At 33.4% G+C, this 20220-nt stretch carries 21 protein-coding genes, 3 pseudogenes and 1 riboswitch; of the genes and pseudogenes, 19 read left to right on the top strand and 5 right to left on the bottom strand.

Annotated features, from left to right (window positions below):
* Nucleotides 1-56 precede the first annotated feature (56 nt).
* The gene (locus ACUN0F_RS20450; protein ID WP_048560973.1) at nt 57-398 is read right to left on the bottom strand and encodes a DUF3914 domain-containing protein; all 342 of its coding nucleotides are present in this window, start codon (nt 396-398) and stop codon (nt 57-59) included.
* A gap of 267 nt (nt 399-665) precedes the next feature.
* On the opposite strand from ACUN0F_RS20450, the gene ACUN0F_RS20445 reads away from it, so the two are divergent.
* The 8 genes and pseudogenes from ACUN0F_RS20445 to ACUN0F_RS20410 all read left to right on the top strand — a co-directional run bounded on the left by ACUN0F_RS20445 (nt 666) and on the right by ACUN0F_RS20410 (nt 10164).
* The gene (locus tag ACUN0F_RS20445; RefSeq protein WP_445540031.1) at nt 666-1907 is read left to right on the top strand and encodes an esterase/lipase family protein; all 1242 of its coding nucleotides are present in this window, start codon (nt 666-668) and stop codon (nt 1905-1907) included.
* Between the two features lie 87 nt (nt 1908-1994).
* Nucleotides 1995-3038: a homoserine dehydrogenase gene (locus ACUN0F_RS20440; RefSeq protein WP_445540030.1), complete on the top strand. Its 1044-nt coding sequence runs from the start codon at nt 1995-1997 to the stop codon at nt 3036-3038.
* A 160-nt stretch (nt 3039-3198) separates the two neighbouring features.
* A complete protein-coding gene (gene pdxR, locus ACUN0F_RS20435) occupies nt 3199-4647 on the top strand; it encodes a MocR-like pyridoxine biosynthesis transcription factor PdxR (RefSeq protein WP_445540029.1) in 1449 nt (482 codons plus the stop codon).
* Between the two features lie 4 nt (nt 4648-4651).
* On the top strand, nt 4652-5566 hold the full coding sequence (gene ddlB / locus ACUN0F_RS20430) for a D-alanine--D-alanine ligase (protein ID WP_445540028.1): 915 nt from the start codon (nt 4652-4654) through the stop codon (nt 5564-5566).
* Nucleotides 5567-5638: 72 nt separating this feature from the next.
* Nucleotides 5639-5744: riboswitch (TPP riboswitch) on the top strand.
* A 122-nt stretch (nt 5745-5866) separates the two neighbouring features.
* Nucleotides 5867-6556, top strand: a complete 690-nt coding sequence (gene tenA, locus ACUN0F_RS20425) for a thiaminase II (protein ID WP_445539111.1) — start codon at nt 5867-5869, stop codon at nt 6554-6556.
* Between the two features lie 205 nt (nt 6557-6761).
* Nucleotides 6762-8222: an IS1182-like element ISBcy1 family transposase gene (locus tag ACUN0F_RS20420; RefSeq protein WP_445539017.1), complete on the top strand. Its 1461-nt coding sequence runs from the start codon at nt 6762-6764 to the stop codon at nt 8220-8222.
* Between the two features lie 327 nt (nt 8223-8549).
* The gene (locus tag ACUN0F_RS20415; protein WP_098201564.1) at nt 8550-8879 is read left to right on the top strand and encodes a heterocycloanthracin/sonorensin family bacteriocin; all 330 of its coding nucleotides are present in this window, start codon (nt 8550-8552) and stop codon (nt 8877-8879) included.
* Nucleotides 8880-9831: 952 nt separating this feature from the next.
* Nucleotides 9832-10164 (top strand): annotated as a pseudogene (locus tag ACUN0F_RS20410) (DUF898 family protein).
* Between the two features lie 1250 nt (nt 10165-11414).
* On the opposite strand, the gene ACUN0F_RS20405 reads toward ACUN0F_RS20410, so the two are convergent.
* From ACUN0F_RS20405 to ACUN0F_RS20395, 3 genes and pseudogenes are all read right to left on the bottom strand, one after another.
* Nucleotides 11415-11879, bottom strand: a complete 465-nt coding sequence (locus ACUN0F_RS20405; protein WP_097856939.1) for an exosporium protein D — start codon at nt 11877-11879, stop codon at nt 11415-11417.
* Between the two features lie 382 nt (nt 11880-12261).
* Nucleotides 12262-12621, bottom strand: a complete 360-nt coding sequence (locus ACUN0F_RS20400; RefSeq protein WP_137053810.1) for a septum formation initiator family protein — start codon at nt 12619-12621, stop codon at nt 12262-12264.
* Between the two features lie 863 nt (nt 12622-13484).
* A pseudogene (locus tag ACUN0F_RS20395) lies at nt 13485-13694 on the bottom strand (BclA C-terminal domain-containing protein); the annotation flags it as partial.
* Between the two features lie 756 nt (nt 13695-14450).
* Between ACUN0F_RS20395 and ACUN0F_RS20390 the strand changes: the two are divergent.
* The 11 genes and pseudogenes from ACUN0F_RS20390 (at nt 14451) to ACUN0F_RS20340 (ending at nt 19580) form a co-directional block, all read left to right on the top strand.
* A complete protein-coding gene (locus ACUN0F_RS20390; protein WP_264461616.1) occupies nt 14451-14726 on the top strand; it encodes a hypothetical protein in 276 nt (91 codons plus the stop codon).
* A gap of 44 nt (nt 14727-14770) precedes the next feature.
* Nucleotides 14771-14920 carry a hypothetical protein gene (locus ACUN0F_RS20385; protein ID WP_264461573.1) on the top strand — a complete coding sequence of 50 codons (150 nt, stop codon included), beginning with the start codon at nt 14771-14773 and terminating at the stop codon, nt 14918-14920.
* Nucleotides 14921-15016: 96 nt separating this feature from the next.
* A complete protein-coding gene (locus ACUN0F_RS20380; protein WP_255258669.1) occupies nt 15017-15148 on the top strand; it encodes a hypothetical protein in 132 nt (43 codons plus the stop codon).
* A 217-nt stretch (nt 15149-15365) separates the two neighbouring features.
* The gene (locus ACUN0F_RS20375; protein ID WP_000122592.1) at nt 15366-15962 is read left to right on the top strand and encodes a hypothetical protein; all 597 of its coding nucleotides are present in this window, start codon (nt 15366-15368) and stop codon (nt 15960-15962) included.
* A 405-nt stretch (nt 15963-16367) separates the two neighbouring features.
* Entirely contained in the window at nt 16368-16520 is a 153-nt protein-coding gene (locus tag ACUN0F_RS20370) for a hypothetical protein (protein WP_189337235.1), read from the top strand.
* A gap of 221 nt (nt 16521-16741) precedes the next feature.
* A complete protein-coding gene (locus tag ACUN0F_RS20365) occupies nt 16742-16936 on the top strand; it encodes a hypothetical protein (protein WP_445539110.1) in 195 nt (64 codons plus the stop codon).
* A 66-nt stretch (nt 16937-17002) separates the two neighbouring features.
* Nucleotides 17003-17107 carry an IDEAL domain-containing protein gene (locus ACUN0F_RS20360; protein ID WP_316250723.1) on the top strand — a complete coding sequence of 35 codons (105 nt, stop codon included), beginning with the start codon at nt 17003-17005 and terminating at the stop codon, nt 17105-17107.
* Nucleotides 17108-17122: 15 nt separating this feature from the next.
* Nucleotides 17123-17410 (top strand): AbrB/MazE/SpoVT family DNA-binding domain-containing protein, encoded by a 288-nt coding sequence (locus tag ACUN0F_RS20355; protein WP_215563353.1) that lies wholly within the window; start codon nt 17123-17125, stop codon nt 17408-17410.
* Nucleotides 17392-17691 (top strand): hypothetical protein, encoded by a 300-nt coding sequence (locus tag ACUN0F_RS20350; RefSeq protein WP_435710907.1) that lies wholly within the window; start codon nt 17392-17394, stop codon nt 17689-17691. The genes ACUN0F_RS20355 and ACUN0F_RS20350 overlap by 19 nt, the downstream gene beginning before the upstream one ends.
* 720 nt (nt 17692-18411) lie before the next feature.
* Nucleotides 18412-18540, top strand: a pseudogene (locus ACUN0F_RS20345) (DUF1064 domain-containing protein); the annotation flags it as partial.
* A gap of 740 nt (nt 18541-19280) precedes the next feature.
* Complete coding sequence (locus ACUN0F_RS20340) at nt 19281-19580, top strand: hypothetical protein (protein WP_000060546.1); 300 nt, start codon at nt 19281-19283, stop codon at nt 19578-19580.
* Between the two features lie 109 nt (nt 19581-19689).
* Here ACUN0F_RS20340 and ACUN0F_RS20335 read toward each other — a convergent pair whose 3' ends face one another.
* Nucleotides 19690-20145 (bottom strand): MarR family winged helix-turn-helix transcriptional regulator, encoded by a 456-nt coding sequence (locus ACUN0F_RS20335; RefSeq protein ID WP_000053894.1) that lies wholly within the window; start codon nt 20143-20145, stop codon nt 19690-19692.
* Nucleotides 20146-20220 lie beyond the last annotated feature (75 nt).

The following is a 20220-nucleotide window of genomic DNA, read 5'->3' as shown; positions in this document are numbered from 1 at the left end:
AGGAATTTTATCAGCCCTGAACTCTTTTTAATTTTAGACCATTTAGATAACATAGTTTACATTACTTCATTTAATCGCGTCTCGCTCGGTTCTTCAATCGCATTTGAATTTTGAACTGAATTATTTTGAGATTCTTTTTCCTTACGAGACCTTTGTAGCATTTCAAGTATGATCCATAAAGGAACACCTTTATCTTTTAACATCTTCCATAAATCTAATTCGTTAAATTTATGCTCAGGTTGTTTCATTTCTTTTTCAGATGAACGAATATCAAATTTGATGGGATCATTTGATTTTTTATCTTCAAGTTTAGTAGAAGAGATAGTATTATGCTCAAGATTAGATGGAGTTATTTTAGTAGGTTGAGATAACGTATGAATATTTAATCCGATTTGCATGCCTTTTCCTCCTCCTTAAGTAATAAAATTAGTTTTCTTATAATTATTAAAGCTATTTAACATGAGGAAACTAAATCTAATTATAAATTCAAATAATCGGATTTACAAGTTATATTGTAAAAAGTAATTCCTCACTTGAATTAATATTTATCAACATTTGTGTATGTTTTCTCTATATACAATGTATATAAAATACTTTACATTATGTTTAAGTTAAGAACTCATTTTTAATAGGGAAATGTAAACGTTTTATTAGGGGGAGGAAGCATGGGGAAATTATTTTTAAAAATATGTTTATTCGCAATAGGGACTGTGTTTTTATTCGCAGCAAAAATAACTTACGCTGAAGAGAAACAACAAAATAATTATCCTATCATACTAGTGAATGGATTTGCTGGGTGGGGTAGAGAGGAAATGTTAGGGGTTAAATATTGGGGTGGTGTTCATGATATACAAGAAGATTTGAAACGCAAAGGTTATACGGTACATACCGCAGCTGTTGGACCTGTTTCTAGTAACTGGGATCGTGCATGTGAATTATATGCGCAAATTAATGGAGGTACAGTAGACTACGGTGGCGCACATGCTGAGAAACATGGACATAATCGTTTTGGTAGAACTTATAGTGGTTTTGTGCCAAATTGGAGTGAAATAAATAAAGTTCATTTAGTTGGGCATAGCATGGGTGGACAAACGATTAGAACATTAGTACAGCTATTAAAAGAAGGCAGTTTTGAAGAAAAAAATTATGTGAAAAATCATCCGAACACAAATATATCACCACTATTTGAGGGAGAGAAATCATATGTTCATAGTGTTACAACATTAGCAACTCCTCACAATGGCACAACACTTGCGGATGGTAGTCTTCTACTGCCGTTCGTTAAAGATTTACTCATTACAGCTGCAAGTTTAGGAGGAAACAATAATTTATCATTATACGATTTTAAATTGGATCAATGGGGGTTAAAAAAGAATGCTGGAGAGTCCCCTTTCCAATATACTGATCGTATTTTAAATAGTTCAATTTGGAAAAATACAAAAGACATTAGTCAATGGGATTTAAGTACTGATGGTGCAAATGAGTTAAATAATTGGGTAAAGACGCAATCGAATGTATATTACTTATCCTATAGTGGACAGGCATCGCAAGCTGCACCTATAACCGGTTTACATCTACCTAATATAACGATGAATAAGGTGTTAATGGGTAATGCGTTTTTCTTAGGTTCCTATGCAAGATATGAAGAAAACCGACCATTAATTGATACTTCTTGGTGGCAAAATGACGGTGTAGTAAATACAAATTCTATGGTCGCGCCCTCATCTAATGCCATTGTATATAGAAATGAGCCTTTAGAGATTGGAAAATGGAATCATATTGAAACAAAAGTAAATTGGGACCATCTCGATATGGTAGGACTTAGTGTTTCAGATACGTTAGGTTTTTCTAGCATTCAAGAGTTTTATAGAACAATTGCAGAAAAGTTATCAAGATTACCGAAATAGGTAATAATAAAGCGCTCTCGATGGAATTCGAGGGCGCTTTATATTATATTGAAAGAGGGATATGGTAGAAAAATATGGGGGGATATTATGAAAGTTCAAGTTGTATTATCAGGATATGGGACAGTAGGAAGAGAGTTTATAAAATTATTAAATGAAAAATATTTATATATAAATGAATCATATGGAATAGATTTAGTGGTAAGCGCTGTATTAGGTAGAAATGTTGCAATACATAATGAGGATGGATTATCTATTCATCACTTATTAATGTATGGTGGCGGTAGCGCTGCAATTGAAGAATACATTGAACATCATCCAGAGGAACGAGCAACAACTAGCATAAGTGGAACTGTATTAGTAGAATCAACAGTTACAAACCTTAAAGATGGAAATCCAGGAAAACAATATATAAAACAAGCGATTGAGAAACATATGGATATTGTAGCAATTTCAAAAGGCGCACTCGTTACAAACTGGAGAGAAATAAATGAAGCAGCAAAAATCGCAAATGTACGAATTCGATATAGTGGTGCAACTGCGGCGGCATTACCGACACTTGATATTGGTCAATTTAGTTTAGCTGGTTGCCATATTGAAAAAATAGAAGGAATATTAAACGGGACTACAAATTATATCCTTTCGAAAATGAATGAGGAAGATATTACGTTTGAAGAAGCACTGAAAGAAGCGCAAAGTAAAGGAATTGCTGAAACGAACCCAATATTAGATGTAAGTGGTTCTGATAGTGTGTGTAAATTGTTACTTTTGACAAACAGTTTAATGGGAACAGAAAATACGCTTACTGATATACATATAAAGGGTATTGAACATGTTACAAAACAACAAATTCGAAATGCTAAAGAACAAAATAAATATATTAAATTAATAGCTTCAGCATATAAGGATAAGGATGGTAAAGTGGCTCTTCATGTGGAACCGTACGAAATAGATAAAGATCATCCACTAGCAAAAGTAAATGGAACAGAAAAAGGAATTACGTTCTTTACAGATACGATGGGGCAAGTTACTACAATTGGTGGTGCTTCCAATCCACGTGGAGCCGCAGCAGCAGCTTTAAAAGATGTAATTAACTTATACCGCAAAGATTTATCCCTTAGTAATAGGCAGTAAAATGCCTGTTACTAAGGGATAATAATCAGTGGGTGATAATCAGCCCCATTGATTAAAGTTCCACTTTATAAGACCGTACCGCCCTTTATAAAAAATACATATGTAGTGGACCTTTTGAGAATGAAATAAATATGCAAAAATGATTGCAGGGGGTAAGGAATTGTTTAAAGATTTTAAAGTTGTGAAAGATCGTCCCGTTTATATTCAATTGAAAGATTATTTGAAAAAGATGATTATGAAAGGTCATTTGCTCGGGGATCAAAAAATCCCTTCAACTAGGGAACTAAGTGAATTACTAAGTGTGAGCAGAAATACTGTACTCGCTGCTTATGCGGATTTAGAGCAAGAAGGACTCATTTATGCAGTTAAAGGGAAAGGGAATTTTGTAGCGAAGGTTGATATATCGAACACTTCGTCTGTTGAAATAGATTGGAAATATAAACTTAATACAGTTACCTTATTAGCGGATGAATTAGATTTAATGAAACATGGTGTTCGCTGGGAAAAAGGAATGATTGTTTTTAATAGCATTGCTCCGGACGAAAAGCTATTTGATGTGGAAAATTTCAAAAGAGCTTTTCTTACTCGTATGTCCATTGAAGGGGATGTCGTATTAAACTACGGATACGCAAAAGGTTATAGACCTTTAATGAATTATCTACTTCATTATATGGAAATGAAAGGTGTAGATATTTCGAACAAAGATATTTTAATTACAAATGGATTTACAGAAGGATTAGACATCGTGCTATCCTCGTTATCGAAGAAATCAGGGCGGGTTATTTGTGAGAATCCAACTCACCATGCTGCATTGAAGCTTTTCCGTTTACATGGACTTGAAGTTCACGGAATTAATATGAATGAAGATGGCATCGATACGAACGAAGTAGAAAAAAGTTTGCGTGAAAAAGAGTTTGATTTCGCATATTTAATTCCTTCCTATCATAATCCAACCGGTATTGTTACGAGTTCGGAGAAAAGAACGGAACTGATGAGATTATTCTCCAAATATAAGGTTCCTATTATAGAAGATGGATTTAATGAAGAGCTACGTTATTCAGGTTCACACTTAGCACCATTATTAACTTTTGCTGGCGCTGGTAATAATGTAATTTATATTAGTAGCTTTTCAAAGGTACTTTTCCCTGGTTTACGTGTAGGCTGGATCATCGCCGATAAAGAACTGATTCATCATTTAGAAAGTGTAAAAAGAGCAAGAACGATTCACACATCTACGTTAGATCAAGCTGTTCTATTTCAATATTTACATGAAGGATATTTTGAAAAATATTTAAAAAAGGCAAGATCAGTTTATAAGAAGAAATATGAGTTAGCTGTTGGGGCGTGTAACGAGTACATTCCGTTTCAAAGAATGACCGGTGATGGTGGACTTCATTTATTTATAGAGTTAGAAGAAAAAATTCATGCCCGCACACTTTTACAAAAGTGTTATGAGCAAGGGGTTACATTTTCTCCTGGAGATGTTTTTTATTCTGATGGAGGAGGAGCGACTACTTTTCGATTAGGGTTTTCACGTCTGAAAGAAGAAGAAATAGTTCGTGGAATCAAAATAATCGGTGATACAATAAAAAATGAAATTTGGAGTTGAGGAAATGAGAATTGGCGTTATTATGGGTGGAGTATCCTCTGAAAAACAAGTATCAATTATGACTGGAAATGAAATGATTGCAAATTTAGATAAAAATAAATATGAAATCGTACCAATTACGTTAAATGAAAAAATGGATTTAATCGAAAAAGCGAAAGACATTGATTTTGCGCTCCTCGCATTACACGGAAAATACGGGGAAGACGGGACGGTTCAAGGCACGCTTGAAAGTTTAGGTATTCCTTATAGCGGGAGCAATATGTTATCTAGCGGTATATGTATGGACAAAAATATTTCGAAAAAGATTTTACGCTATGAAGGTATAGAAACACCCGATTGGATTGAACTTACAAAAATGGCGGATCTAAATCTTGATGAATTAGATAAGTTAGGATTTCCGTTAGTGGTAAAGCCAAACTCTGGTGGATCAAGTGTTGGGGTAAAGATTGTATATGATAAAGATGAATTAATTTCAATGCTGGAAACTGTGTTTGAATGGGATTCTGAAGTAGTAATAGAGAAGTATATAAAAGGTGATGAGATTACATGTTCAATTTTTGATGGAAAACAGTTACCTATTATTTCAATCCGACATGCAGCGGAGTTCTTTGATTACAATGCAAAATATGATGATGTTAGTACAATTGAAGAAGTTATCGAACTTCCAGCTGAATTGAAGGAACATGTAAACAAAGCGTCACTGGCTTGTTATAAAGCATTGAAATGCAGCGTTTATGCAAGGGTGGATATGATGGTAAAGGACGGAATTCCATATGTAATGGAGGTTAATACATTACCAGGGATGACACAAGCAAGTTTACTACCGAAAAGTGCAGATGCAGCTGGTATTCATTATAGTAAACTATTAGATATGATTATTGAAACTTCATTAAAAGTAAGAAAAGAAGAAGGGTTTTAAGTAGCAGTATCATGAATACTTTTGACAGTAACATGAAGTATGCTATGATGAATACAATACGAAAATTAAATATTTATCCACTAGGGGGGCCTATTATAGGCTGAGATCAAATGAGAATTTGAGACTCTTAGTACCTGATCTGGTTAATACTAGCGTAGGGAAGTGGGAAGACATTACTATTTTATGAATAAATACTGTCAATTTCACTTTCTTTACGTTTGTAAAGAAAGTTTTTTTATTTTACAGATTTAATAACTGTGGGTAAATACTTAAATTTTATACTTTATTGGAGGGATTTAAATGACATTTTCACAATCATTACGTCAAGAAGTAGATTCAATTTGGGAAGCTAGTTTTCATCACCCTTTTGTAAAACAACTTGGTGAAGGAACGTTAGATTTAGCTAGTTTTCGCTATTATGTGCTTCAAGATTCATATTATTTGAGTCATTTCGCTAGAGTACAAACGTTAGGAGCTGCAAAGGCTCTAGAATTAGAAACAACAGCACGTATGGCACACCATGCTCAAAATACATATGAAGCAGAATTATCTTTACATGAGAATTTTGCGAAGAAACTAGGGATAACTCAAGAAGAAAAAGAGAATTTTATCCCTGCTCCAACTGCATACGCTTATACTTCACATATGTATCGTGCTGCGTATGAAGGACATTTAGGTGATATCATTGCAGCAATATTACTTTGCTATTGGTTGTATTATGAAATTGGTGAACGTTTAAAAGAGTGTCAGCCAGAAGAGCCAATTTATAACGAATGGATTTCTGCTTATGGATCTGATTGGTTCCGTACGCTAGTTGAAGAGCAAATTACACGATTAGACACTATCGCTGAAAAAGTAACAGAGGCAGACCGAAATCGAATGAAACAGCACTTTATTATTAGCAGTCAATATGAATATTCATTTTGGGAAATGGCCTATACTTTAGAAAAGTGGCCAGTCAATACAGAAATAAAAGATGTAATTGGATAATGAGTAGAGGTATTGCTATTCACAGGTATGAATAATACTTATGTATATGATTTCACAAAAGAAGTATCGCAAAAAGACGCATCGATCTAAGAGGGCACTGAAAAAGTCCTTATAGTTTAAAAAGCGAAAGCTTCCTCGATGAAATCGAGGAAGCTTTCGCTTTTTTCATGTATAATAATTATACTAATTCTAGGTGGTGTCTCGGATGATTTCTAATCAACAATCTCTTAACCTCAGTCCATTTATGGCGATTTACGATATCGTTGTACCAAAGGATAATATGCTTCGTCAATTTAATGAACTGGTAGACTTTTCTTTTGTTTTAGAAGAACTACAAGATAAATATTGTCTCGATAACGGTCGCAATGCAGTACCGCCTGTTCGTATGTTTAAATATTTATTACTAAAATCTATTTTTGATTTATCAGATGTAGATGTTGTGGAACGCTCAAAATACGATATGTCCTTTAAATATTTCTTAGATATGGCACCAGAAGATATGGTCATTGACCCTAGTTCATTAACGAAGTTCCGCAAGCTTCGTCTGACAGATGTAGGGTTACTTGACATGCTCATTCAAAAAACAGTGGAAATTGCACTCGAAAAAAACTTGATTAAAAATAAATCTATTATTGTTGATGCCACACATACAAAAGCACGCTTCAATCAAAAATCGCCGAAAGAATTTGTAATGGAGAAATCCAAATTACTCCGCAAAGCTGTTTATCAAGTTGACGAAGGAATGAAGGGAAAGTTCCCACCAAAAACAATGACAGATGACTTAAGTGACGAACTTGAATATTGTCAAAAAGTAATTGAAACAGTAGAAAAAGAGGAAATCATTCGTGAATATCCAAATGTGAAAGAGAAACTGAATTATTTAAAAGAAATCGTAGAAGATCACCAAGAACACCTCCAATTTTCGCAAGATCCTGATGCGCGAATTGGACATAAAACAGCGGATTCTTCTTTCTTTGGTTATAAAACACATATTGCGATGAATGAAGAACGCATCATTACAGCTGCGGTGATTACAACGGGTGAAAAAAGCGATGGAAAATACCTTCAAACATTGATTGAAAAAAGTCGTGAAACAGGGATGGAAATTGATACAGTTATTGGAGATACTGCTTATTCTGAGAAAAATAATATTCAATATGCCAACCAAAATCAATTACAATTAGTATCGAAATTAAACCCTATTGTGACACAAGGGCCACGTAAAAAAGAAGATGAATTTGAGTTTAATAAAGATGCGGGTATGTATGTCTGTAAAGCTGGACATATGGCCGTTCGTAGAGCACGTACGGGTAAAAAGGGAACAAACAATAGTCAAAGTCATACCTACTATTTTGATATTGAAAAATGCAAAGTATGTCCATTCAAAAGTGGGTGTTACAAAGAAGGCGCTAAAAGTAAAACATATTCTGTGACAATTAAATCTACTGAACATAAGGAACAACAAGCATTTCAAGAAAGTGCATATTTTAAAGAAAAGGGGAAAGAACGTTATAAAATTGAAGCGAAAAATAGTGAACTTAAGCATAGACATGGGTATGATGTGGCATCTTCCTCGGGTCTGATTGGTATGCAAATGCAAGGTGCAATGGCTATATTCGCTGTCAATTTAAAACGAATCCTAACCTTGATAAAAGAAACAAAGTAAAAAAGAATAAAGGGAAAGGCGACTTTTCATTCAAAATTGAATGAAAAGTCGCCTTTCTTGTTTTGCATCCGGTTTATAAACCGAAAAACGTAAGTTTTTCAGTGCCCTCCGATCTAAGTGCGTCTTTTTTCAATTTATAAAAATGAGCCTATGGGAAAAATAACCTAAAAATAGGTATATGAACAAGGTGCATTATCTAGTGATAGGTCATACTTTGTAGGTGTACGTATTGAACTTAGTTGATAGCGCTATTTCTACTTAGATTTAACGAACAGAAATATAGGAAAGCATTGAAAAGGTTGAAGTTTATAAACGGAGGTCATGAAAATGAATAAGTTTCAACAAGAACTACAAGCGTTAAGCCTTAATGATTACCAGCCTGGAAATATCGTGTATTGGGACCAACAAAACCAATATCCATATTACTATATTGAAGATGCTGTTCGTCGCTGTGGAGGTTGTGGTGGTCGTTGTGGAGGTTGTGCAGGTCGCTGTGGTGGATTTCGTTGTGGTGGATTCCGTTGTATTGGTTGCTTCGGCTGTTTTGGTTGTGGCGGCTGCGGAGGTTGTGGTGGCTGTGGTAGTTGTTCAAATTGTTTTAGTGGTTTTAATGGTACTACTGATACAACTGGTACTATTGTAACATATGAATATTGATAAGAGAAAAAAGGAATCCATTTGTGAAGCATTATACAATTTTTATAAAAAAATTTAATCAAAACACCTTTAGCATCCTTTAATTTAAAGAAACAATTTATCTCACCTTTTTATAAACATTGTGACTTTATTTCAAATCAACAATCGAATATCTTTTTTATGTTCTATACCCTTTATGCGATCTTTGCCTTTCGTAAGTAAATTTATTGCACCAGAACCAAAAAGAAGGGCTTCTATCAGCCCTTCTTTCTTTTTTCATATTTCTCATATAATTAAACTTAATCATAAAAAAATCTTACCACCTTATAAATTTTTACAACCAAGACTAAGAATCCACTTCCAATAAGAACAAAACCAATCCAATGAAAATATTTACGTTTCTGGATTAAACATCTCGATCCAAAAAGAATTTTAAAAAATTCAATACATAATCTTCTCTCCTCGTTATCTTTTCTTTTTCACATTGTAATTCTTATACGCTGTATAATATCTGTCCATAAATGTAGCCATATCACCAAAGACTCCCCATTTACCTACATTTATCCCATCTTTAACAACTGCCGATTTTAATGCTTTTCTCCCCGTATTTTTTACGACCTTTTGTTGTCATATCCGAGTTTTTGCTCATGCTCTTACATTATATGAAGTATGTGAAAGTCAGTATAAATGGTGGAAGTAAGCACAACATTAACAACTATTTATTGGGGTTAGTAAATTTAATAATCTATTTTTATTACTATTGATTAATTTTAAAATGTAACAAAACTATGTAACTATTTTTATTAAATGCACCGCTCTAGTATACAAAATTAAGCACTTGAGATAAGGCGCTTTGTTTCTGTAAGATGTTTTTACTTTACTTTATATTACGATTTATAGACCTGAAACCATTTTATTGTGATATAATTTGTTTTTGTCTTTATGAATATATATATATGTTAGGAGTTTTTTTATGGAAATCGGTTCTGAATTAAAAAATGGTCGCCACTCATTTTTTGATGGTGGATTATTCAGCTTTATTGGTTGAAGTATCCTTGGTGTACTTATTACAGTTTTTACCCTTGGTATTTGTTACCCTTGGGCTTTATGTATGGTTTATGGTTGGAAAATAAATCATACAGTAGTTAACGGGCACCGTATGAAATTCAATGGTTCTGCTGTAGGCTTGTTTGGTAATTGGATAAAATGGTTGCTCTTATCAATTATCACTCTAGGAATCTATTCATTCTGGGTTTTCATTAAACTTGAAGACTGGAAAGTAAAAAATACTACATTTATCAATTAAAAAAACATTAGCTCTATAATACCAGTCTATAACGACTGGTATTTTTATTTATGGTATGAAAAATGAAAATATAGATAAATAGCCCATGCTCATTCAGTTAACAAATATGAATACCCCCAGAACAAAAATTCCATACATTTTGAAAGAAACCTTCTTATTTTTTGCTCTGAAGAATATCCGTTTCTTAAGTTAATGGTTTTGAAGTCATCCTTAAATGAAAATTTTCTGTCTCTACATTTAGTTATTTTGAGACTTTTCTTTTTCTTAAACTGTTGGATATGAGTACCTTCTAGTATAAATTTACCATTTAAAAAAGTGATTTTAACAACATTAGGATTGTATCATATAGCACAATGTAATTTGTGTTACATAGCAAGAAAAATAATCAAAATTTAAAGCTTGAAAAAGAAGCACCAAAGCAAATTACATTGGTGTTTCTTTTTTTGCGCTTTCGGGCACAGTGGTTCCTGCAGCACTATTATAAAAGCAATTTCGGATGTAAGGAATTTGTAAGTAATAGGTAAGGAAAAAGAGATTTTCATTGTATATGATAAAAATATAAAGTGGCGCGAAGAGGGAAAAGGGTACGACTTATATATGAAAAACAAACCAGTAACAAGAGTGTTTTAAAGAAAATAAGTAATTTCTAGAGTTAACATACATGTGGAAAAGAGAGCGAAGGCATTTTATATTGAAGTTTGTTTATAATAGTTTTTTAACCTGTTAGAGGGGATCGTAAAGTAGATTATTAATCGCCTTGAAAATAGCTATGACCTTATAGTACTAGGTTTGCAGTATACGAGAGGTTCACTAAAGCGGCAGATCAAGAAGAAATACAAAGGAAGATTACAGTAACAATGTTATTAAAAAAAGAGGAGCCTTTAATTGGGTTGCTCCTCTTAATACCAATATACAATAACTATTCTATTATAATGTATAAGTGTAAAATATTTAACAATTATCTTTATGGTAAAAATTTCATTTTGTAGAACAGGGGAATGGATATGTGTACTTATTAGGAAAACGCATTTAAAGAGTTCTTTAAGAAGCAAGAACTAGAACGAAATAAAAGAGCAGCTAGTAAAAGCTAACTGCTCCGTGAATAAGAAGAACACAATGGTCATTCGTATTCAACCTTGGTGTATCTATAGTATTAACATGTTTTAGAATTTTTAATAAAAAAGGGAAAAATGAGGGGAGTGTAAGGAAAAAAACCTTTATATAAAGGGTCCTTTTGGTAATTTAATCTATTAATTGCACTCGTGGTAATATTCATCACATGAATCGTTATTATCGTTACAGCAGATACAAAATGTTTTTTGAATAAATAAACTAACTACACTAGTAGGACCTTCCTGCTTTGTAAGAGTAAGACTTTGAAAATCTTCAACTTGAAATATTTTTGTTTGAACGGGCTGTAATGTAGTAGTAATTGGTATGCTAGATCTCCTTGTTAGAATAGTTACTTGAACGGGTGCACTCATACCGACAATGAATAACTGAATTAATGTTTTATTGTGATTGTTGGTGAAATCTTCAAATACTGTTTGTGGAGTGGTATTTAGGAGGTCAATAGATATAGGTATATTTCCATTTAAATTTTCTCCTGAACCACCGATTGTATGAGTCTCAACAAAACAGTTATTTTTTTGATGGTCCGAATGTGATTGGTTTTTATAATACTTTTTACCATCTTTATAAAAGTAATCAGCCATATGAATTTAAAGCTCCTTTCTTTTAGATGTCTATATAGTTTATTTAATAAAGCGAAGTAGTGCTTGTACAACATAATAAAATCCGCTCTCGTAATTGCTTAAAAATGGTATTTGAAAATTAAAGAGCGCCTTTGGAGGAAGGCGCTTTATGACCAAGACTTATTTAGAAAAAAGGTTTCACATCATATTGTATGTATCGTTTTTAGAGAGGTGCAGTTTTATACAAAAATCTGTATTTCATAACAAGAGAAAAAGAATACACATATAAGTATGCTTTTTGACAAGAAAGGTAGATTTTTATGAGCGTATGCCTCCATACAATAAGATATGCTTGTCCAGTTAAAAGGTGAAAAGTTTTAATAAAATAGTTATTTAAAAAAGGTTATTCAGCTATTTGAAATATAGTTTCATTAGGCTTAGAAAATCCATACAATTTCCTTGCGAATTTTAAAATACCTTCTTCGCTCTCTGTTAAAGTTTTAATATCGTTGTCAAAATAGCGTCCAAGCATTTCTAATTCAGATAGTTTTTTCTTTTCGTTGTTAAGTAAAATTTGTTTTTCCTTAATTATTTGCTCTTGCTTATATAGAGAGATTTGGACGGAAATAATCATAGGTAGCATAAAAGCTATTGCTAGTAAAAGACGACGTCTCAGTTTTTTATCCTTTTGTGGATAGTTTTTAGGGTTCAATTGTTGTTTAAGGTTTAATTGTTGTTGTGATAATTTTGCAATACTACCCATTTAAATGCCTCCATTACTGATTGTAGAATTCGATTGTTTAACGGTATTATACATGAGAAATGGGAAATTTTGAATCTATCTTGGTAAAGCTAGGTTCTTAGATGGTTAATAAACCCCTTATTATATTGAAAAAACATGCATGAAAATTGTGCATGTATAATAAAAAGCTATGTCTTGTCTATATAAATATATGCTTAGTTTATATAAATCGTGAGTATGTTTGAACAAAAGGGTTATTTATTACAAATATAAAGAGCGCTTTTTAAGGCGCTCCATAACCAAAACTAATATTGAAAAAGAATACCGCATTATATTTTATGTATGTTCTTACTAAGTGTGCAGTTAAAAATTTTTTTCTTTAGCACAACGAAGCAGCTAGTTAATAAAACTAACTGCTCGTTGTACAAAAGAAACGCTGCGCTTACAGCAATAGTTTGTAACTTTAAGTTACAAAAATAGTATGGACATGGTTAAAAATGTTATTCAGTAATGAAAGGAAACAAAATAAAAAAGAGCACCATATATAAGTGCTCTTTAAGATAGGAGGTAACACTTTGAGCTGGATGTTTAGGTTAAAATTATATGGTGTAGAAGTGAAATGAGACCTAAAATTTATAACTAACCCAATGCAAAAGAGCAGTTAACAATTGTTAACTGCTCGGCCCTCAGAGAAAGGGGAAAAGAACATTACAGAGGTCACTGTGAATTCAAGCTGTATCAGCCCGTTTATAGTATTGGACATAATTTAGAATTTTATTCGAACAAATTCAAAAAAGGCAGCTAGTAAAAGCTAACTGCTTGGTGGAAAAAGGAATCCACTCCAGATTGTTTACTGCCAGAGTTTCGAGAAACAAATGATTAAATTAATCTAACTTTTCAATTATAATTGAAGCATTTACATTTGTTTGTGTTCCACCTGCCAAAGTCTGCAAAGTAATCGCAGCAGCGGAAGTATGATTATTAAGGGTAAGAATATCACCTGCTGCTAAAGTGAGAATTGTTTGCCCATTGTTTTGTTGAGTACCTGCACCTGATCCATAAATGGAGTTGGTAACGGGAGCCCCATACCAAAAAGAGCACCATATATAAGTGCTCTTCTGACCAAGACTTATTGTAAACCTATGACTTGTGAGTGTTCTCGAAATCAAGATATGATTCAAAATTTTTTTAGTGCAGGGGATACTAAAAAAAAGCGCTTCGGAAAGCGACCTTCTGTAACGACTATCCACTCTAAAAAGAAATGATGCAATATATCATATGAAATTATGTGAGTTTAGTTGTGTGTATTTTGTATAAAAATTTCATTTTGTAGAAATAAGGAAACTAAAAAGAGCATCATGCATCAGTGCTCTTTAAGATAGGAGGTAACACTTTGAGCTGGATGGTTAGGTTAAAAATATATGATGTAGAAAAGGAATAAGACCTAAATTTTATTATTAACTCAATATAAAAGAGCAGCTAGCAAAAGCTAACTGCTCGGCTCTCAACCAAGAAAGCTAGAGTGGGAGAAATCGACTTTTTAAAGCCTTATCTGCAGTGTTAGAGCATGTTTAAAATTTTATTCACTTAAAACATAAAAAGAGCAGCCAGCAAAAGCTAACTGCTCACCCAAGAAAAATAGAGGAAAGATAACCATGTGTCTATAGTATTTACGGAATATTGAGTTTTATTCAGGGGGAGAGGGAAATGAGAGCTGAACATGAAAGGTCACAATCCATATACAGGTATCCTGATGGTGGAGTAATAAGGCTGGAATACAAAAAAGAGGTAAAGGTCTAGGTTATGCAAAGCATCCGAGATACAGATTGTATTTTAAAGGGAAAAGAAAAATGATTGGAAGTTCTAGCTTACTTACTATTCAAGATGCAATACGGATTGGTAAAACAAAGAAACATGAAATTAAAAATTCAATTGAAAGTGAGGTTAGGAGAATGGAGGATAACGTAAAGCTTTTAGGTGATAATGGGATGTTAGGGATGGAGTTTAATCAAAGAACGATTCGTGTTTATAACACAGAAGGCAATGTGATGGAATTACTTTCAACAAAAGAACAGGTTCAAGAGGCTATCGATTATTTAAAAGAATGTCAAAAAGAAATGAAGTAACGTCCTAAAGAGTAATCAGATCGAACGGAGGGGAACCGTATCGTATGAATCAATTGACATTTTTTAAAGACATCGATGAAAAGGAGATGCATAGACTTGTGGTGAAGGAGTTGAAAAACTACAAAGCATTGTGCGTCCGGATGAAAAATCAAGAAGAACAGGCTCGAGCGGGGGGGCATCGTTCTTTTTCCTAAAATGAAAGGTGACGAAAAGAATCATGAGATACGTGTTAAACAAATTGAACGGACGTTGTAACATCTCTTGATGAAGGGGAACGTAGGATAATTGAAATGAAGTACTTAGGGAATCGAAAGGTTAAAGATTCGTTTGTGTACAACGAATTAATGATAAAGCGTGATCCGTTTTATCAGAAGGAAAAAAGTGATATTCAGTTGATAGCTACAGCTGTGGGGATTATATAAACTTAGTTTTGAGGTATCGGAAATGGGATTCTAATATTTTGTAATGTTGTATAGATTGGTTAAGATGAGGTTGTTCCGCTTTACATGTTATATTATTTCCCTGCCCTGCCAATTGGTAGGGTTTTTTAATTCTATTAAAAATAATAATAGCTCGTCCAAACCTTTTAAATCTATCTTACATAGTATGTAGTAATAAATTTAAAAGGGGGAAACTAGTATGTCTTATTCCTACTATGATCATTGTAAGGATAACAAAAAGAAATATCATGATTGTCATAAAAGTAGTAAGAGTTATGACAAATGTGATAAAAAACATGATGAAAAGCCTTGGGTTAATGTAAAAGTGAATTGTTGTTCTGATGATAACCAATACAATCTTGTAAGAGCATCTGCTTTTAGAGCTGTGAGCACAGTTAATCAGATTGTGCCAGCAAATACTTTTGTAAAAGTCTTATTCCAAAATGAACAATTTGATTTAGCAAATGAATATAACCCTGCAACATCCATTTTTATACCAAAGACAAGAGGTGTTTATTCTGTTATTGGAACAATTGCGTTCATTCCCAATAATCTAAACGTAAACTATAGAGCGCGGGTAGAAATTCGAGTTAATGGAAATCCAGCAATTGCAATAGATAATGATTTTTTTGGTCCAATAAACTTTGCTAATGTTGTTGCCGTTTCATCAATAATTCAATTGAATGCTGGGGATGTAGTCGAGGTTTTTGCACAAAGTAGCGTAGCTGGAGTTATCTCTACTGTAGAAAATAGTACGCATTTTGAAGCTGCAAGATTTCCGTCTCCAACAGAATAAGTGATATGAAATCCATCAGTAATCTTATCTAAGTAAAGTCACTAATTTATATGTGCCCTGCATAAATGCAGGGCTTTTTTTCGATAAAAAGGGGACGTTTCCGGGGATTTCTCAAAACAGAATCAATATTACTCTATATCTATACAGTTCTTTGAAAGAAGAATAGTATGGGGATAGCGTAGCCCCTTTATCAAAACGTTACCGGAGAACGGGCAAGGGCGGTAAGAATCCGCAAGAAGGACGAAAAGACCAATTGAATTTATATAGTCAGCCACGATGTGTGAGTGTCGTGGCTTTTGTGTTTCTTATTGAGCCTGGTATATTTGCTGGGGTGATTGGTGACATAAACGTTTGATATACAGGAGCTCTCTTTTTATTGAACAAAATGGGGGAGGGTTGTTATAAATGATAGGGCTTAATCCACTCCATGAATGGTGGAAGATGAGTAGTTACACAAAATGGTGTCACTACTTCTGGTTGATGCCATTAATTGTAGTGTTTCTCGGAATAGCTTGGGTAGTTTTAACAATCGTTGATTCTGTTTTATTTAAGAAATAGGAATGATGCCGAATGATAAGACCAATATCAATTATCATAGACGCTGCCATGATCTGGTTGGCGTCTTGTTTGTTGTTAAGGAAAGATAAGGGGTGAGGTAGACTTGCAAATTGGAATATTATTAGTGTAAAACAAAAAAACATAGGCTAGTAAACAAGCTGTTTTCACCTTTTATTCATAGAATATGATGAATTCTATTTTTAGAGGAGGGAATCATATCTATGGGATGTAACAATAATTTTGAACATTCTCGAGATTGTAATAGATTTTGGGATGGTTTAGTATTTTGCGGATGCGGTCGTAGACGCAGAAGAAACGATTTTAACGACTGTCATTGTAGACGTGACTGCGATTGTGATGAGTGTCGTCGCAGACGTAATCATGACCGTGATCGTGATGATCGTCGAGATTGGTAAAGCCCTTTAAAAGAGTGCATATCTTTATAGCACTCTTTTTTATTACGATTTTTAATACTTAATAATTTGAAAGGCGCAGTTGAAATTGATCAGTTAATTAAATATAACCTCATCGATTACGCGCTAGACACAAGAAACGAAGAACTGTTCAGTAAGTTGATTGCGAATTAAGGGGGAGAAGAAGCCATGAAAAACACTGGTATCGTAAGAAAAATAGATGAACTTGGTCGTGTAGTGATTCCAAAAGAATTACGTAGAACATTAGGGCTGCATGAAGGTACGGAATTAGAAATCCATGTAGACGGTAAAAACGTTGTTCTTGCAAAGCATGAGAAGGTTTGTGTAGTAACCGGTGAAGCATCCGATGCAAACATTGAGCTGTTCGATGGACAAGTCGTTGTCAGTCAGAAAGGGGCTAAGTTACTGATTGATTCCATTTTTCGTGAAGGTGAGAAATGGGGGTGGTTGGGTTGAGCTATCTCCTTTACAAATTCAAACTCACCACCATTTTCGCACATTGGCCAAACGAAGAATTTGTAGTAGCGGAAATGGAAAGTAAAGCAAGGTTCCTTTACTGGCAGAAGTTTAGAACAAAGTTTCTAACGATGCCGATGGTTGAATTCATGAAGTTTGTAAAGTGCGAGAACGAAGGTGTTTTTGATATCAAGCGCATGTACAGTGCGGAAAAAGCTTTCAAGAAAATGCAGAATTACCGCAATCTTCATTTTGCTTACATGGGTATGCGAGTAACGTAGCTGGCATGTGGGGTATGATCGTTGGGAACTGGAAAACTCATTTCTTCGTTTTGTTCGATGGAGAAATTGAAAAGCACAACTGTCATCCTTTTCGGGAAATTGCTTACTACGATGATGAGGGTAACGTCGTTCGAAATTATCAAAAAGGAGAGTATGTAGTACAAGAAAAAAAGACTAGCAGTCGTACCTGCTGTCCTTTATAGGAGAAAAATTATTCTGGATTAGAACTACGAATAACCAGAAAACGCGCTTTAAAACAGTGTTGTCAAAGATGTAATAATCTATGCAACAAAAAAGCTTAGTCGGAATTCAAAACACCAAATGGCTTGCATTGGTAACAGGCTCAAAAGTAGTATATGTAAAATGAAAAATTCTATACAAAAAGCAGACAACATTTTCGGTTGTCTGCCAGTTAGTCGAATGAGTTAGCTAATTGTGATAAATTGCATTCCCATTACGAGAAGAGTGAAGCTGCTAGTTCAAACAGCTTGTTGGTATTATTTTCGATATTAAAAAAAATATACAGGAAAAGCAGATAAGTTAAGAACCTACCTGCTTCTGCTGTAATAAAAGAAAGAAGTATTAGCCGTGGATACGGCGGCTTGAAAATAGTATGTATTTTTATTGAAAAAATATTCAAGGGGTGAAGATACTTGGAATGTTTGATAAACGGTGTCTATGAAATTACTGAGTTAATCAGTAAAGCAAAAGAGAAAAACAATGAGTAAATATAACAATAAAAAGGTAAGACTAGACGGCCATGTATTTGATAGTAAAGCAGAAGCGGATTATTACTCCGGGTTAAAAATACGTCAAGCTGCAGGTGAAATTACAAGCTTTGAATTGCAATGAAAAATTAAGTAACTTTAAAAAATGAGATATGTATCGGAGTCTTTTCATGTACAAAAGAATAAGAGATTTCTTCTGAACATTTAAAAGGAATCTCTTATTCGTAATCGGTAAATTAGGTTTTAGAAAAACGAAAAGATTTTGTATGAAAAATAAATAAAAGAATCCGTTCGTTACAAACGGATTCTTCCCACAAGGTCTGCAAGAAATTCAAGGTAACTGGACCAGAGCAACCTGTGAAATTCCTTTTGATAATACTGTATGCAAATGAATCAAAATGGTTAATGGAAACTAAACAAAATCTTATTTTAAAGCTAAAGAATGCCTTGTAGAGCGCTTCTTATAGCTAATTATGAATTTTTATGTTCAATCTTAGATTTCTTGCTTGGAGGAATAAAATGCTCTTAAACAAAGTTTAGATAGACAATCGAGCCCATAATTACAATATAAAATACCGCACAAAAGAAGATTAAAATGTATTTTAATTTCTTGTTCATATTAGTACCGTCCTAAAAGAGGGTTATTTGGATTTTAATATCGTATGTAAAAAAAGGTGCATTTATACAAGGGAAGGGTAGCTAGCAAAAGTAAAACAAAATCTTTATTTAAAAACTAAAGTGCGCTTTTTAAAGCGTTCCTTAAGAAAAATAAAAAAGAATACCTCATGATACTGTATGTATTTTTTTTAGGAATGTGAGGATTTAAAACAAAATCGTTATTTGAGAGAAAGGAGAATGGAAATGTCCTTAGTGGGGAATTTGAAAGAACTCCAAGAAAAAGTCATTGATGAAAAGGTATTGGAATTTGCAGAGGAAATGGAATACGTAATAATCGAAAGTGCTGCAATTGGATATTCAGGTTATAGATATCAAATTCATAAAGAAAATCCAGACAAGCATATTCTGCACTCAAAACCATTCACGGAAAAGTTACAAGAATTAATGGATGGTGTGAAAGTTGAATTTAAGGTAGAAGAAAAGAAAAACATTTTAGGTGGATCTTATTACGAACATTACATCCGTTTTAGTTGGAATGACTAATTTCTTAATAAAAACGCTATTTTAAATAAAAGAACAGCTAGTGAAATCTAACTGCTCAGTTCTTTGAAAAATAAGAATTAGAATTTGTGTTTAAAATGGTTTACATCAATTAACGAAATTGCTGTAGAGAGATTAATAAATCTTTATGAATACGCAATAATGTTTGAACATCATCTTCTTGAAGTTGTTGTAGTGCTAATTCCATTGCCTTGTAGGAAGTAGAGTTTTCAATGGATTTTTTCGATGCTTCTTGTCCTTGGTTTGTTACCTTTAATTTTATTTCTCTACGATCTTCATCTGATTGTTTTCGCTCGATGAGCTGTAGATTAACTAATTCATCTACATTCACACTCACTGTACTTTTAGGAACTGAAAGACGTTCTGAAATCTCTTTAAGAGTAACATTAGGGAGTGCATAAATTGTATTTAAGATACCCATTTGTTGTACTGTTAATCCTAAACTGGAGGCGTTTTGATGTGTGAACTTTATAATTTCTTTGTTTATTGTTACAAATGATTGGACAACTTCTCCTGCTTGTTTGAAACTTTGATTTTTTAAACTCATAATAATCGTCCCTTTTCTTTTTTAATTTAGTTTAACATAGAATAGTTCACCAATGAACTATTTATCTCTAAAGTA

Source organism: Bacillus sp. 1A (genome assembly GCF_052682215.1).
Note: the sequence above shows the minus strand (reverse complement) of the source record. Positions and strands in the feature narration are given on the sequence as shown.